This is a genomic window from Sphingobacterium sp. UDSM-2020 (assembly GCF_016132525.1).
In the GTDB taxonomy this organism is placed as follows: Bacteria; Bacteroidota; Bacteroidia; order Sphingobacteriales; family Sphingobacteriaceae; genus Sphingobacterium; species Sphingobacterium anhuiense.
Genome location: NZ_CP066166.1, coordinates 1,413,816 through 1,429,272, shown reverse-complemented (window position 1 = coordinate 1,429,272; position 15,457 = coordinate 1,413,816). Strand labels below are relative to the sequence as shown.

The 15,457-nt window shown below is 36.7% G+C and carries 14 protein-coding genes; 3 read left to right on the top strand and 11 right to left on the bottom strand.

Annotation, left to right across the window (positions count from 1 at the left end):
* Positions 1-2 precede the first annotated feature (2 nt).
* From JAZ75_RS06180 to JAZ75_RS06155, 6 genes are read right to left on the bottom strand one after another with little or no spacing between them, the layout of a single operon-like run.
* Complete coding sequence (locus tag JAZ75_RS06180; protein WP_208700668.1) at positions 3-1,952, bottom strand: family 20 glycosylhydrolase; 1,950 nt, start codon at positions 1,950-1,952, stop codon at positions 3-5.
* Positions 1,942-3,135 carry an AGE family epimerase/isomerase gene (locus tag JAZ75_RS06175; RefSeq protein WP_208700667.1) on the bottom strand — a complete coding sequence of 398 codons (1,194 nt, stop codon included), beginning with the start codon at positions 3,133-3,135 and terminating at the stop codon, positions 1,942-1,944. Before JAZ75_RS06175 ends, JAZ75_RS06180 begins: the two co-directional genes overlap by 11 nt.
* 5 nt (positions 3,136-3,140) lie before the next feature.
* Entirely contained in the window at positions 3,141-5,171 is a 2,031-nt protein-coding gene (locus JAZ75_RS06170; protein WP_208700665.1) for a GDSL-type esterase/lipase family protein, read from the bottom strand.
* Positions 5,172-5,196: 25 nt separating this feature from the next.
* Positions 5,197-6,426: an MFS transporter gene (locus JAZ75_RS06165; RefSeq protein ID WP_232789370.1), complete on the bottom strand. Its 1,230-nt coding sequence runs from the start codon at positions 6,424-6,426 to the stop codon at positions 5,197-5,199.
* A gap of 21 nt (positions 6,427-6,447) precedes the next feature.
* A complete protein-coding gene (locus tag JAZ75_RS06160; protein WP_208700663.1) occupies positions 6,448-7,563 on the bottom strand; it encodes a kelch repeat-containing protein in 1,116 nt (371 codons plus the stop codon).
* A 1-nt stretch (position 7,564) separates the two neighbouring features.
* Positions 7,565-8,488: a dihydrodipicolinate synthase family protein gene (locus tag JAZ75_RS06155; protein ID WP_208700661.1), complete on the bottom strand. Its 924-nt coding sequence runs from the start codon at positions 8,486-8,488 to the stop codon at positions 7,565-7,567.
* 303 nt (positions 8,489-8,791) lie between these two features.
* Here JAZ75_RS06155 and JAZ75_RS06150 point away from each other — a divergent pair, with 303 nt between their 5' ends.
* The gene (locus JAZ75_RS06150; RefSeq protein WP_208700659.1) at positions 8,792-9,487 is read left to right on the top strand and encodes a FadR/GntR family transcriptional regulator; all 696 of its coding nucleotides are present in this window, start codon (positions 8,792-8,794) and stop codon (positions 9,485-9,487) included.
* Here JAZ75_RS06150 and xseB read toward each other — a convergent pair whose 3' ends face one another.
* Positions 9,488-9,703: an exodeoxyribonuclease VII small subunit gene (gene xseB, locus JAZ75_RS06145; RefSeq protein ID WP_208700657.1), complete on the bottom strand. Its 216-nt coding sequence runs from the start codon at positions 9,701-9,703 to the stop codon at positions 9,488-9,490.
* Positions 9,693-10,961: an exodeoxyribonuclease VII large subunit gene (xseA, locus tag JAZ75_RS06140; protein ID WP_208700655.1), complete on the bottom strand. Its 1,269-nt coding sequence runs from the start codon at positions 10,959-10,961 to the stop codon at positions 9,693-9,695. Before xseA ends, xseB begins: the two co-directional genes overlap by 11 nt.
* 105 nt (positions 10,962-11,066) lie before the next feature.
* On the opposite strand from xseA, the gene JAZ75_RS06135 reads away from it, so the two are divergent.
* Positions 11,067-12,836 carry a serine hydrolase domain-containing protein gene (locus JAZ75_RS06135; RefSeq protein ID WP_232789369.1) on the top strand — a complete coding sequence of 590 codons (1,770 nt, stop codon included), beginning with the start codon at positions 11,067-11,069 and terminating at the stop codon, positions 12,834-12,836.
* 5 nt (positions 12,837-12,841) lie between these two features.
* A complete protein-coding gene (locus JAZ75_RS06130; protein WP_208700653.1) occupies positions 12,842-13,999 on the top strand; it encodes a dipeptidase in 1,158 nt (385 codons plus the stop codon).
* Here the strand turns inward: JAZ75_RS06130 and JAZ75_RS06125 are convergent.
* From JAZ75_RS06125 to JAZ75_RS06115, 3 genes are read right to left on the bottom strand one after another with little or no spacing between them, the layout of a single operon-like run.
* Complete coding sequence (locus tag JAZ75_RS06125) at positions 13,996-14,274, bottom strand: DUF1294 domain-containing protein (RefSeq protein WP_208700651.1); 279 nt, start codon at positions 14,272-14,274, stop codon at positions 13,996-13,998. The two genes, JAZ75_RS06130 and JAZ75_RS06125, sit on opposite strands and share 4 nt — an antisense overlap.
* A gap of 32 nt (positions 14,275-14,306) precedes the next feature.
* Positions 14,307-14,924, bottom strand: coding sequence for a hypothetical protein (locus JAZ75_RS06120; RefSeq protein WP_132771696.1), 618 nt, complete (start codon positions 14,922-14,924; stop codon positions 14,307-14,309).
* Entirely contained in the window at positions 14,924-15,424 is a 501-nt protein-coding gene (locus tag JAZ75_RS06115; protein WP_132771695.1) for an RNA polymerase sigma factor, read from the bottom strand. The genes JAZ75_RS06120 and JAZ75_RS06115 overlap by 1 nt, the downstream gene beginning before the upstream one ends.
* Positions 15,425-15,457 lie beyond the last annotated feature (33 nt).

Here is a 15,457-nt window from a genome sequence, read left to right as displayed (position 1 = left end):
TATTAATTACTCTGTATAAATGTAAACATCCATTTTACTGGATTTTGCCAATCGGTTCCTTTAAAATCGCTGATCGGTAATTTGATTAAAATTTCATTCCAACCTTTTTTCAATAAAATCTTTGTTGGCGCTCTATAGGTGTAACCTTCATCTACTAGAGGAGTCTCTAAATCTCCTTTTGCACCGGCATGCTTCCAAATAGGCGGTTCGATCGCTTTATTATTGACCCAGACTTGGCTTCCAAGATCATCCCAAGTGTGTAATTGGGGTGTATTGCTTGCATACGATCGGGATAGATTGTTGAATCCGATCCAGAATAATTTGTGCTCGCTTTTTTCACTCCAGATCTTGGTACGTGCGTACCAAGTTGTGTTCTCTTGTGGATTATTAAGGGCACCAGGTATGATATCTGCCCACCAATGTCTTAGGATCACGGTACCTCCCGCTATTGTTTTTGTAACTGTTATATCAGGTGCAAATGGTTTCGTTTCTATTGGAAATGTTTTTGCAAGATTGCCCTCATTTTGAAAGGGTCCGATCAGTTCCCATTTTAATCCTATTTGTTTGACATAGGGAAATGGTTTATCAGAAAAATAGCTGTTTTTATGATGGAGCAGTCTAGTTTCAAATACTTTAAACTCCTGATAAGCAGGAAGACTTTCTTGCACAATATTACATGTCCAGCCAGCTATACCACCACCTCGCCAACTGCGTTCTGCAAATGTGACAAGAGCGGGATATATGGCGTTTTGGACAAACATATCCTGAGGTTCGGCTACTGCACGATCTGGCCATGAACACAAGGTTGCTCCGATCAGATTTTTATGTTCCTTATCTTGTTCGCCAATTTTTCTATGAAATAAGGTCGTTACAGTTTCCAAAGGATCCATATGATTTATATAGAGATGTTTGGAATCGATAAATACATGGTTCCCTTGTTCTAGAATTTTTTTTGGACCACCCATCCACAGTTGTCGAATGGTCTGTGGCATCAGGTTACTGCCCGGATCCCAGCCAATTGTTTTATAACCTAATTCTTCAACGTATTTTGTGATTTCAGGAATGAAGTTTTTGTTGCTGATTTTTACTTCATCACCTCCAATGTGCAGATAGGGGAGATCGGTATAGGTTTCTGAGAATTCTTTTAAAAGCTCTTTAATATATACCATACCAGAGTCCGTTTGCATGCCTACTCCAAAATATCTTTTGAAAGCATCACTGTGTCCTGGCATATCAATTTCAGGTAAAAGCAAGATATGGCGTAGTTTGCAATAATTTATTAGTTCTTTGAACTCTTTTTCTGTATAATGTTCACCTTTACCTCTGGTAATGTAAGATGGATCGGTAAGATCCGGGTATTTTTTGCTGGCTAAACGCCAAGCGATATCTTCTGTAAAATGAAAGTGTAAAACATTTAATTTATAACGTGCCATGATATCAACCTGCTCTTTTAGCATAGCAAGAGGTTGATAATTACGTCCGACATCAACGAGAAAGGACCGCCATGAGAATGCCGGTTTGTCATTGATCTCACAAAATGAAAGCTTTTTCTGTTGAATTGAAAATTGTCTTAATGTTTGTAGTCCGTAATAAATGCCTGCACTATTGTGTGCTTTTATGTGGATTCCTTTCTCATCAATTTTCAAATGATAAGCTTCCTTATTTTCGGATAAACCACTTAATAGCTCAAGTGTTAGGAGTGGCAGACTGTTGTTATGACCAGCTTTTTTAGTTCCTATTTTCCAATCTGCAAGAATGGTGTTGGCCAGTTGATATTCATTCGTTAGTGCTGTATTATTTTCATTTACAACAATCCCCTTCTTCAGATCAAGCATACCTTCCCCCAATTCCATGTTGATCGGTAATGGAATTAAGTTTTCTTGTGCAGACGAAATTGAAAAAAAACTGATGCTAACAAGTAAAATGCTAAGGTATTTGAGCTTAAGATTCATTTTTATCTTTTAAGAAGTTTTTAAGAATTGTCCAACAATACCATTCCTGACGTGGAAGGTGGAATGGTCCTTTGAATAGATTTCCTTTCGCAGTCTGTGCAATTGAACCATCCCGATGGAGATATCCAAACCATTCGCCATGCTTCTGATCGTGAAATTTTTCATAGCCGTACTGATGTATTTTTTGATGCATCTCGGCATACTTTTCGTTTCCTGTCAATAAATACGCGAGCAGCGTGGCAATGATAGTTTCGTTTTGAGGCCACCAGAATTTCATGTCCTGCCAATATTCTTGTACAGGTTTATTATATAAATCTCTAAAATATAAAATACCACCAAATTCTTTATCCCAACCCCTTTCCCACATATAGTCGAGCATCTGACAGCCTAACTCGATTAGCTTTGGATCGTTGTTGCGGTATTGCGCTTCATGCAGAATAAACCAAGCTCCTTCTATGGCATGGCCGGGATTTAAGGTTCTGCCATCTATATGATCGATGATTTCTCCTTTCGGTGATACTTGCTCCATGACTACCTTGAGGTCATGCTTTACGAAATTGGTTTCAATTTCTTTGATCCAAGTGGAAATGGCTTCATCACAGCGAGGGTCACCGATTGTGTCACGTAGTTGCTGTGCCGTATTGATCATGATCATCGGCGTTCCGATACCTTTTGAAGGCCTTGTGTCTGTAAACTTAGGAGCTAATTTGATTTCTCCGGAAGCATATTGGATGCATTTCCCAAAAATAGCACGAGCTTGTTCCGCAGCTTCTTGACTGCCTGAGGCCTTTGCATAGGCAGCAAAGGCAATAACGGCAAAAGTCTCTGAAAAATAATATCTTCTTTTACGGATTGGTTCACCATTTTTAGTGACATGGAAAAACATTTGTCCGTCAGTATCAAAGCAATGTTTTTGGATAAAATCATAGCCTAACTTAGCCCCATCTAACCATTCTTGTTTGGGTTCTACTGTGTTGTAGAGTGTTGCCAGTAACCAGGTTGCTCGTCCCTGAATCCAAACTGCTTTGTCATCATCAATTAAACTTCCGTCCTGATCGCGCATGAGTAAAAATCCACCGTCTTCATGGTCAAATGATTTTGGGAACCAAAATGGAACAGTATCTTCTAGAAGCTGTGTTTTATAAAATTTTTCGAGTTCTTCGAGTTGTGTTAAAGTATACATCGTTTTTAGTCAATTTTAAAACTGCATGTTGAAGCTGGTACTTCTGCCTCATTTTGCAAATTTGCGGTGCTATAGGGTGAATATGCGTATCGGATTTCAGTTATGATTTTATCGCTTGGCAAATCAATCGATACACAATTTTTTTGAATTGATATTTTTCCAGGCTGCAAGGTATATCCTTTTTCATCGATCAGGGTAAATCCCTGTAAAGATTGATTATTGTTTGTTTTAAGTGATTTACAGTTTTTAAAATAGACCTTGACCATATTGTTTTTTATGGTATAGTGGTCGAATGTTGGATAATCTGCATTGATTTTGAATTTGTATTCGTGAGCAAGGGCTAGATTCGCCAACCGGTTTCCGATAATGATCTTATTTTTAGGATGGACATCCGAAAGATCACCGACATCTGATGAAACAGCCATATAGGTGTTTTCAAGTTCTGTATTCAATTTGCGCTGACTGTCTCTGAATCTCGGCCATGAAGGACGTTCAATACTTGACAGTTGCACATAATAGAAAGGTAGGTCTTGCTTAAAATTTTGGCGCCATGAACTGACAAGTGTTTTAAATAATAGCTCGTGTAGTTCAATATTATGGGCATTGCTTTCTCCTTGATACCACAAAACAGCTGTGAATTGCGTATGTAACCAATGCGATATACCGGCTTCAAAATTGTAGGCGGGTTCATAAGGGTGACGTTGATATTTTGCGGAGGACAGTGCCAGATTTTGATCAGATCTATTGCGGCAAAAATCCTGTATAAAATCGGATTTCCTCCAACTATGGATGTAGCTTGCTAGTAGATTATTTTGCTCTAATGTTGTACGGTCTATCCATGATTCGGTATTGGATCCAGGAACATCCAGTTCGACTATACCAATTGGAACATTGGTTCTAGAAGATACTTGGAGCGCAAAAGCATAAGCTATTGCAGAGAAATTTGCCTTATTTTCTTGTGTTGGTAAAGTCCAGTTTCCACTGAAAAAGTCTAATTTATTAATCTTTTCAAGTGTATTTAAGTCCCAGGATGTCGGATTGGTCTGAACGAAATTGTTATTTTTAAACAACCTTACTTTTGGTGCATTCATTTGAATTAAACTGTCTCCTCCGCGTGCATTTTTTAGTTCAAATGCCATATTGGACTGTCCAGATGCTAGATATACATCGCCAAAAAGTATATCTTTAATTTTTAACTCTTCGTGTTCCGTTTGGATCTGAATATCATATGGACCTCCGGCACTTCTTTTGGGAAGAAGAATTGACCAATCACCATTTTCATCGGACTGAGTTTCATAGGTTTTGTGATCGAATTTTAACGCTATTTTTGTATTGCATGATGCTTTTCCTAAAATAGGGTTTTCTCTGTTTCGTTGTAAGACCATATGATCTCCAAAGTTAGCCTTAACGGAGAGAGGTTGCACGATTCCCTGTATCGCTTGGTTTACCTGTTTGGCGATTATGGTCGCTCCTTCAACATTTGGATGTATATTATCTTCGAATAAATCGATTCTATTCTTTAATTGTTCATTGATGTTGATCAGTTTAACTTGATTATTTTTGGCAATTTTTGGTATCAACGCAGTGATGGCTTGATGCCAATCCCTTGTACCGGATAAGAATCGTGTATGACCGCTGAAAATAGGGGTAAGGGTACAAATATATATGGAGACATCGGGATTTGATTTTCTCAGATTACTGATAAGTGTACTGTAATCCTGTTCAAATTCATCGCCATAGTTGGGCCAATTTCGAGGATCAGTGTCATTTACGCCCAATGCTATAATCGCAATGTCAGGATGAAATGCCAGTGCTTGTTTATATTCCTGGGTTTCGACATAGGGCTTATGTCCCTTGCTCAATAACGTGGCACCACTAAACCCGAAATTTTGGACCTTAAAATTTGATCCTAATAACTCTTGAAGTTGTTGGGGATATGTTTTATTCTCCTTTTTTAATCCTAATCCTTTAGTGATTGAATCGCCAATGCATGCCACTCTTTTCTGAGCATACAATGCGATGGAGGAATACACCATAATAGATGTGATTAAAATTATTTTTTTAGTCCAGCGAAGCATTTGATTTTGGCTTTAATACAACAAGTTGAATGATGACAACAACAAATACAATGACAGCCAAAAGCGCAAAATCTTTTCCTAGTTTACCTTCATCAGCGGACGCCCCCAATACTTTAGTAATAAATGCACCGGCCATAACACCAAGCATATTCATGATCCCATATGCTGTTGCGCGGAATTTACTCGGAACAAATTGGCAAAGAATAGGCATATTATTAGCGTCGAACATGCCGAAGCCAAAACCGAACATTAATCCTGCGCCTACAACATGGTAGATATTTTGCCCATATCCGATTAAGAACATAGCCGGAATTGTTAATAATAAACCAATTGCAGATGTATAAATACGGCCTTTTACATTCTTTTGGATCCAACGGTCAGATAATATACCTCCAAAAATAACCCCTAAGAAAGAGGATATCGCGATTGTGATTGTTGATAATGGGCCCGCTTGCGACATTGATATATTGAGGTTCTCTGAAAATAAAGTGGGTAACCAGTTTTTTGTCGCCCAGCCTGGTAAGCTTGGTATCGCAAAATAAAACAAGATGACCCAAAACGATATATTGCTCAGGAGCATACCTATCGCTTTGAAACTATTGATGGGTTTTTCTGTTTGTTCTGATTTTTTCGTTCTTACCGGAGCTTCTGCTAGAAAGAACATGAGGACAATAGCATATAATACTCCTATTAAACCAAATATTTTGAATGTACTGTGCCAAGAATAAGAACTTGCTAATGTTGCCCCGAATCCGCCTAATGCCTGGCCTGTATATAAACCAGTCATGTGAATACCAATTGCTAATGAACGCGATTTATCAGAATGAAAATCCGAGATGAGTGATAGTCCTGCTGGAATATAGATGGCTTCGGAAACGCCCATAATACCACGAAGTATCATTAATTCTGGATAGGTTGTAGCATATCCCATTAATGAGGTGACTAATGACCAAACAAATAAAGAGCCTACGATAAGCCATTTGCGATTAAGTCTATCGGCCAGTATCCCTGAAACAGGGCTCATCAGTCCATAGATCCATAAGAATATGGCCATTAATTGTCCAAAGACAGTTGCTGATTGTAATTCAGTGATATCGACCTGCATCGTCGGACGCATGGTCGATAGAATCTGCCTGTCCATGTAATTGAGTAATGCGACCACCCAAAGTAGGCCAACAACAATCCAAGGATAATATTTTTTATTTTGTATCATGATTTGGTTTATATTTAGATGTTATCTAATGGTACCTGTTAATATTCCTGCAGATCGAATGCCTGCTTTAATTTCCCCCGATGGAATATAAACTTGTTGGTCATGAAAGACAGCTGTTGTGGTAACAGGTGATCCTGTCGGTAAAGTGCTGGCGACATGCCATTTGTTTAGTTGGTCATCATATTGCAAAACATTTTTGGTAAAACCTGAATGATTGGATTGCACGATTGCTTTATCTTGTATTAATTTTTCTTTTCGATCTGGAGCTGTTTCTTGTGCTATATCTAGAATTAACTGTTCAACTTTGTGAAACGTTGAACCATTATCACCGCCAATTAAGAATAGGTTACCTTTATTATCTGCGAATCCTGTTCCTGCGGAAAGAGCTTCTGGCAAATCGGTGATCTGGATAATCTCTTTTGTTTTTAAGTTAATTTTATAACAGGTTTTATATAATGTACTGATCGCATTAAGCTGTCTGGTACGCCCTCCAAATAGATAAAGAAAATGATCTTTAACAAGGGCTACCGTATGTGTTAATGGATATGGAAGTTGCATATATTCCTGCCATTTTTGATCGTATAGGTATATTTTATCTGAAACAAGCGTTGCATTCTCTCCACCTATTAAATAGAGTTTGTTGTCGTTTGCCACCAGACTTGCGTTGCTTAAAGGAACTGGAAGATCGGGGAGTTGATTTACTTGGAAGCTATTCTGTTGTGCGTTCCAGGCATAGATCTGAAATTGTGACGAAGCGCCCATTTCATTTTCTCCACCTGCGGTATAAATTCCCTCTTCTTGACTGCAATTTGCGGCATATGCAGTGGAAGTATTAAGTGAATATGTGTTTGTTAACTCTAAATTATGATCCTTTATGGCATAAATATATGCTGTATGCTGGTATTTTTTTATTCCTCCTTCCCAAGGCATCTTTTCTGGAAAGTTTGCGCCACCAGCGATCAGTAAATGATCGCTGTGGATTCCTACAACAGGTCCTGCAACACCAAGTTGCACTTGACCGGTAATCGTTTTGGGTAGAGAGTCCGAAACAGACCAAGTGATCTCTTCTACATTTTTTGTTGTGCTACATTGCATAAATAAGAGTGTGCTTAAGATAAGAGGAATAGTTTTCATCATGTTATAAAGTTGATTTGAAACTTGAAAAATTTAGCGATGCAACATCGGCTTTAAATCTTTCAAAATCTTTTTCTGTCATATTGCGGACAGGTAATCTAAACGCTCCACAATCTAAACCTATGAGTTTCATGTAAGATTTTCCGACAGCAATACCACCATACTTTCCTAATAAAGTGATCATATCAATTGACTGTTGCTGTAAGGCATTTGCTTTTTCAAAATCTCCCTGATCAAATGCATCAATTAATGCTCGATAAAGAGGAGCAGCATAATTATAGGTGCTTCCCACAGCTCCTTTGGCACCAAGGACTAGTGCTGATAACATGTTTTCATCTCTGCCCCATAGCATATCATATTTGCGATTGGCAAAATTTAGACATGAGAGATAATCCATAAAGTCCTCATGTGTATATTTTATTCCTACAAAATTGGGAATTTTACCATCAATTGCTTTCAGTAAATCGATCATTGCAAAATTTCCTCCTGTTAATACTGGAATATGATAGTAATAGAATGCTGTTTTAGGCGCAGCCGATGCAATTTCCTCACAACATTTCGCTAACTGTTCTACATTGGCAGGTTTAAAATAGAAAGGTGAAGTAAATGAAATGCCAAACAAACCGATCTGTTCAGCTTTTGTGGCAAGTAAACAACATTCTCTTATATTTGTTCCACCTACTAGTGTAAGTACTTTAAACTCTTTATCACCGGCAGTTGCATCTGCCCAAGCTTGCATAATAGCTACTCTTTCATCAAAGGTTAATGAAACACCTTCGCCCGTTGACCCACAGATAAATGCACCAGCTACCTGATTTTGTTTCAGAAATTGATAATAAGCAGGGATGGCTTCAAGGTTTATTTCTCCATTTGTCAGCATTGGTGTAAAAGGCGCCGCAATTAAGCCCTGTAATTTGTGATTATTCATGAGTGTAAATATTTTTTTATAATTGGTCTTTAAATTATTTCCTTTTATTATTTGTTTGACATATTCTACTGACTTAGTTAACAATGTATTTAAACTTTTTTGAAAGTGTACACACTTTATTGGTTCTATTTACGTTGTTAGCAACAGGTGCTATTCTGCTTAGTGATATAAATTAGCATTATGTCATACATTATAAAGTTTAAAATTATTCTTTTATCTCTACTATAGCAAGTAAATGATAAAAAAAAATGTAACATTTGTACATACCAAGATAAAAGGTGATAAATTATAACAAAAAGTCCGATGTTAGAGAAATTTGAGACCGTAGATACATCAAGTTTAGTAGACAAAGTAGAAAATCATATTATTGATTTAATTAGAGCTCGTAATATTCAGATTGGAGAGTCATTGCCAAAGGAATTGGAGCTTTCTGAAAGTTTTGGTGTATCTAGAACTGTTATTAGAGAGGCTCTTTTACGGTTACGTATGATGGGGTTAATTGAGTCACGAAAAAATAAGGGAGCGGTTTTGACGAATCCTAATTTATTGACTCCTTTAAAAAAAGTTTTTCATCCGGCTATGCTGGATGATGATACGTTGAAAGATATTTTTGAAATGCGCCTCGCTTTGGAGGTCGGAATGGCGGAATTAATTTTTGACAGAGTAACGGTAGCTGATATTGCTGAGCTGGAAGAAATTGTTGAAATGGAAATGGGAAATAGTGATGGACGATCATTCCTTATACACGAAGAAGTCGCTTTTCATGGAAAGCTGTATAAGATTTCAGGCAATAAGATGCTCATGGAATTCCAAGAGTTGTTACTGCCAATTTTTCAATACGTACACGATGGTGGTTTATTGAATCAACAATTTTTTTCCAATGATTTTATTTCGCATAAGCAATTGATTGTATTGCTGAAAGAAGGAGATGTTTCCTCCTTTAAAGATGGGATGCGAAAACATCTCGATAATCATTATCATCGCTTATTGAAACACTAGTTATTCTTCTTCATTTTCGATAGGGGTCAGGTTCTTTAATAAAAGATTGACCTCTTCTTCAGTGGATGTTAACTGTGCTCTACAAATTTGAATCAATATTGATGCTCTTTTAATTTTTTCGGAAAGCGCATCAATATTTGTATTACCTGTTTCAATTTCCTGGACGATTTTTTCTAATTCTGCAAATGCGTCGGTATATGTATATTTATTTTCCATTTTTGTTAATTTTTTGAGTTACACTGATAATCTCACCATCCCAAACCTGCGTTGTCAATATATCGTTATCTTTAATCTGATCGACTGATACAAGAAGTTCTCCATTCACCTGTGTAATGGAATATCCTTTTTTTAGAAGTCTGACTGGATCTGCCAATTGGATCATTTTTTCAAGATGATCCAGGGAGGTAAATTTTTGACGGAAGATGTAGGCAATATTTATTTTTAAATCCTTTTCAAATGAGTTTAAATCGACTTTCGATTGCTGAATTGATCGCTGTGAAGACCATTTAATATCTGATGCAAGCGATTTTAATTTTTCATTTTCACCTTTAAAAATCGTTGTGGTGTTTTGCAGTATCCGCGTTGTCAGTTGATCTAAAGGAATGGCGAAATTATGAAATTTCTGAATTAGAAAATCAGCTAATTCACTTGGTGTGATGGCGTTTTTATAAGCAACCATCTCGCTCACAGTTAGATTGGTAGAATGACCGATGCCAGTTAAAACGGGAAGTGGAAAGATTGCAATCGCTTTAGCCAATAGATAGTTATTGTAGCTGGAAAGGCCAACTTCCCCTCCGCCACCACGAATAATGGCAACCGCATCGTAAGCATCGGAGCGCTCTGCAATGACTGATAATTGTTTGATGATTGACGGAACGGACTTGTCCCCCTGTAATAAGGCGGGATAAAGGGTTTGTTCTATTTTATATCCCCAAGGGTTTTGATTGATAATTTTATAGAAATCGGATAAACCCTTACTAGTTTCGACAGAAATAATTGCTAGCCGCTTGGGTAAAGTGGGAAAAGGTAGATTTCTATTTAAATCAAAAATCCCATCTTCTTTTAGTTTATTGATACTATTTATTCTTTCTTTTTCTAGTTCTCCTAAAGTGAAAGTGGGATCGATATCGACAATTCGTAAACTTAAACCATACATCGGATCATAAGAAATACTAGCTTGAAATAATATGGTAATTCCTTCTCGCAAAGGTTCCTGCGCAATTTTGAGAAACTGCGTGTTGATTCTTTGGTAGTCTGCTTTCCATAAAATGGATCGGATCTCGGCCACAATCTTTCCTTCTGTCTTTTCGACAAGCTCCGGGTAGCAGTGTCCAGAATGAGAGTAATGATTGAGTTTATTCATTTCTGCTTTGATCCAATACAAACTCTTATAACGCTCAGCAATAGTTTTTTGGATGCTACGCGTTACTTCTAACAATGAAAAAATGGTTCTATTTTCTACTACCTCCGGCATATATCAAAGATAAGATTATTAAATGTAAATATTTTGATCATGCGTTTTTGTGCATGATTGTATTTCTTTTATTTGTACATTTACATATAAACCCTTTTTAAACAGATGATGATAAGTAGAATAAAACTTCTAATTGCAGGGATTTTTGCAGTAGGATTTCTCCAAATGAATCTTGTAAATGCGCAATATAAATCGACTATTAAAAATGAAACCGTTCTTTTTAATAATATCGATGCTGTACTTCCTTTAGGTAAATTGGACAAGTATACGATTACTGTTTGTACACAGGATTCTAGCTTATTCCGTGATTTTAATGATCAGATATCCCGTTATGCTGCTGTAACTTATGCAGGTTTGGGGAGTTTTGATGAACAAATTAAATATAGTAACCTTGTTATAGTGGCTGTTAATGCTGAAGCATTAACATTTCCATTTATAGAACAGCTTGTTCAAGCAAAAATGAATAATAAGAAGATTATTCTTGCTGTGTTTGGAAAGGGGGATGTATTGTCTTTGCTGAATAATGTGAAAGTCCCAATTTTGTGGAATGATCATTTTTCTCGCGAAACGCAGAATAATGCAGCTATGACAATTTTCGGGGGGCTATCTGCTTTTAATAAACTACAGAAAACTTATTCCAGCAGTTTTATGAAAGGTATGGGTGAAGCGACTAGTCAGACTCGTATCCAATATGGAGTGCACGCGAATGATGAGATCAACATCGATCGATTAAGTAAAAAAATTGATGAAATAGCAACGGAAGCAATCGCTGAAAAGGCAACACCTGGTGCTGTGGTCATGGTCATTAAGAATGGTCAGGTAATATTTGAAAAAGGCTACGGATATCATACTTATAGTAAAAAAGAACCAACAACTATTCATAATATCTTTGACTTGGCTTCAGTAAGTAAAATTGCAGGTACTACTCCTGTAATTATGCGTTTGACCGAACAGGGAATTGTTGACTTAGATAAGCCTATCGGGGACTACCTTTGGCAAGCTAAGGCTACAAATAAAAAGGATATCCGATTAAAGAGTGTGATGTTACATGAAGCCGGATTTACGTCTTTTATTCCTTTTTATAGAAATTTGAAACCTGGCGATTTACAATCTTATGATTCACCGACTCATCATGTAAAAGTGGCTGATAGCTGTTATCTGGTCAATAATTATTACCGGGATGTCATGTGGCCTGAGATGTTACATTCAGAGGTGAAACCTGTAGGAAATTATGTATATAGTGATATCAGTATGTACGTGATGAAAGAGGTTGCGGAGCATCAAACTGCTATACCGATGCAAAAGTATGTGCAGGATAATTTCTATCGCCCATTAGGTATGAAGACAGCTGGTTATAACCCAAGGGATCGTTTTGCAAAACAGGACATTATTCCGACGGAGCAGGATACTTCTTTTAGAAAAGTGCTTTTGGAGGGATATGTTCATGATCAAGGAGCGGCAATGGCCGGCGGAGTGGCGGGGCATGCTGGTCTATTTGCTACTGCAAATGATTTGGCAATTTACGGACAGCTGCTATTAAATAGAGGTGAATATGGCGGAGAACGTTATTTTGAGGCAAAGACAGTGGATCTGTTCACATCAAAACAATCCTTAACAAGTCGGAGAGGTTTAGGTTTTGACCGTTGGGATCCGAATCTGAAAAATGAGTATCCGTCAAAACTTTCAAATGCAACTGTTTATGGACATACGGGCTATACAGGTACTTGTATTTGGATTGATCCTGCTAATCAGCTGGTTTATATATTTCTGTCAAATCGTGTTCACCCTCAGGTTTCGACTAAATTATTTAACCTCAATATCAGAAGCAGGATTCAAGACGCTATTTATGAAGCCATAGCAGCAGGTAAAAAATAGTTCTTATGAAAAATTACATTTTACCATTGGCAATCGTGTTATCAGGGATTGAAATTGTGAAGGCACAGGATTATGAAACTATTCATCGAAAGATGATCGTTGTTGACGGCCATAATGATGTGATTATTACATCGGTCTTACCCGGTCTTGATATCAGTCAGCGGTTAACGGTAAACCACACTGATATTCCAAGATTGATTGAAGGTGGTATCGATGTACAGGTTTTTGCGGTATGGTCGGATGATAAAAAATGGAAATCGGGAGCATTTAAACATGCTAATGATCAAATTGATGCTCTTGAAAAAGTGCTGAACAGAAACCCCGATAAGATTGAGCTTGCTAAAAATAGTGATGACATTGAGCGTATTACAAAAAATGAAAAAGTAGCAGCGCTTATCGGTATAGAAGGCGGAAATATGATAGAGGCTAATATTGATTATTTAGAAGCTCTTTATCATCGAGGGGCCCGGTACATGACGCTCACTTGGAATTATAATTTATCTTGGGCTACTGCGGCCGCTCAAGAGTTCAAAACGACATCACAGGATGGTAAGGGTTTATCATCCTTAGGTAAGGATGTTGTTAGAAAAATGAATAAACTGGGCATGATGGTAGATCTATCACATGTTGGTGAAAAGACTTTTTATGATGTATTGGATGTCGCGACCAAACCGGTACTGGTGTCGCACAGTAATGCTTACAAATTAACTCCTCATTTCCGAAATTTAAAAGATGCCCAGTTGGAAGCTCTGAAGAAAAATGGGGGAGTGGTAGGTGTTAATTTTTACTCTGGTTTTCTGGATAAAAATTATGAAAAGCGTGTCAAAAAATTGTACAAGAAGCAATTTGGTCTTCAAGGCGATTATACCCTCTCTGCTTCTGATCAATATGGGATATTGTCTGTGGAAAATAAACATATTGCAGATGTGCCTTTGTCTTTACTTTTGGATCATATTGATTATCTGGTGCAAAAAATTGGTATTGATCATGTTGCCATCGGATCTGACTATGACGGTATAGAGTCAACCCCTCGAGGATTAGAAGATGTAAGTAAATTACCGAATTTGACAAAGGCTTTACTGAAAAGGGGCTATGATCAGTCGGACCTTGAAAAGCTTATGGGATTAAACTTTTTAAGAATACTAAAAGAAAATGAAAACTAGATCAAATGATGATAATTAGCATATCCATAGACACCCCCTACCTGTAGAATAACAATAATAAAAAAGGGAAGCAGAAAGCTTCTCTTTTTAGTTTTATGGCGAAATAGCTGCATGCCAAGAAACCCTCCTAAACTACCCCCAATGGCACAAAAGCTTAGCAGTGTTTTCTCCGAGATTCTATTGGCTTTATTTACCGCTTTTCGTTTATCAAGATAAAAAAGTAAAAAAGTAAGAAGATTAACGAATACAAGATAGAAAATAATAGTCTGCTGCATAGTTTGTAAAGGTAATAATAGATTTCTTTTTTCTAAGATTCCTCTTCTAAGCGTGTTAACTCTTCGTAGTTATGATTCAATTTTTTGAGCAATCTTCTGTAAACGATTTTATAGTAAAATTTAAATATGGAAATAAAGAAATAGGCAACTAAAGTTATGCAAACAGCAAAGACAATGGTCATAAAGAAATTAGCTCCCCATTTTGTACTTACATCCATTCTACTTATTGTTAATTCTATAAAGGCTATCAAAAAGGAGTAGATAATAAAATAAATATTGAATTTTATGTATTTTTCAACATGTTTTCTAGTCATCATGATGTTGACTAATAAATTCTTGGTATTGCTTGTACTTGATATCGAGATATAGGATTTAAAAAAGTTATAAATGAAATAAGCTATTCCACTATAAAATACGACATCTGAAGCATAGCCTATAAAATTAAAGAATGCTAAGTGCTCTCGATCTGATTCGGGCAATAGTAGAGATATGACAATGCCTAAAGTCAGCTCAATAAGACTTATAATAAATATCCATTTAACAATCGATTTAGAGCTTTTATGAAGAATAGCTTTGATCTCAGATTGATTGAGTTTCATGAAATTTTCGTTTTCCTTCCACTGTTTTTTAAATTGATCTAACTCATCCATTACAAAGCTCCTTTCTTTTTTAAAATCTCTTTCAATTTTGTTTTTGTTCTGTTCATTTTAACGCGAGCATTCACTTCGCTGATGCCAAGTGTCTCAGCGATTTCTGTGTAATCCCTATCTTCCAGATAAAGGTATATGAGTGCTTTTTCAATATCATTCAAATGGTGTATCGCCTCATATAAATATTTGAGCTGATCATCTTTTTCTGGATCGTATTCCTCGTATGATATTTTTTCTAAATTTTGGTCCCAGGGAATAATTGGTAAAGTCCTTTTTTTGTTTCTAAATAGGGATATCGCTGTATTTAGCCCAATTCGATATGCCCAGGTGCTAAATTTTGCCTCGCCTCGGAATTTAGGATAAGAATGCCAAAGCTGAATCGTTATTTCTTGAAAAAGATCTTTATGCATATCCTCTTGATCCGTATATATTTTACAGATTTTATGTACGATATTTTGATTTTTTTCTAAAAGGATAATAAACTCCTGTTCCAAATTCATATTCGATAAGTCGATAACTTCTGATTCTTGTTA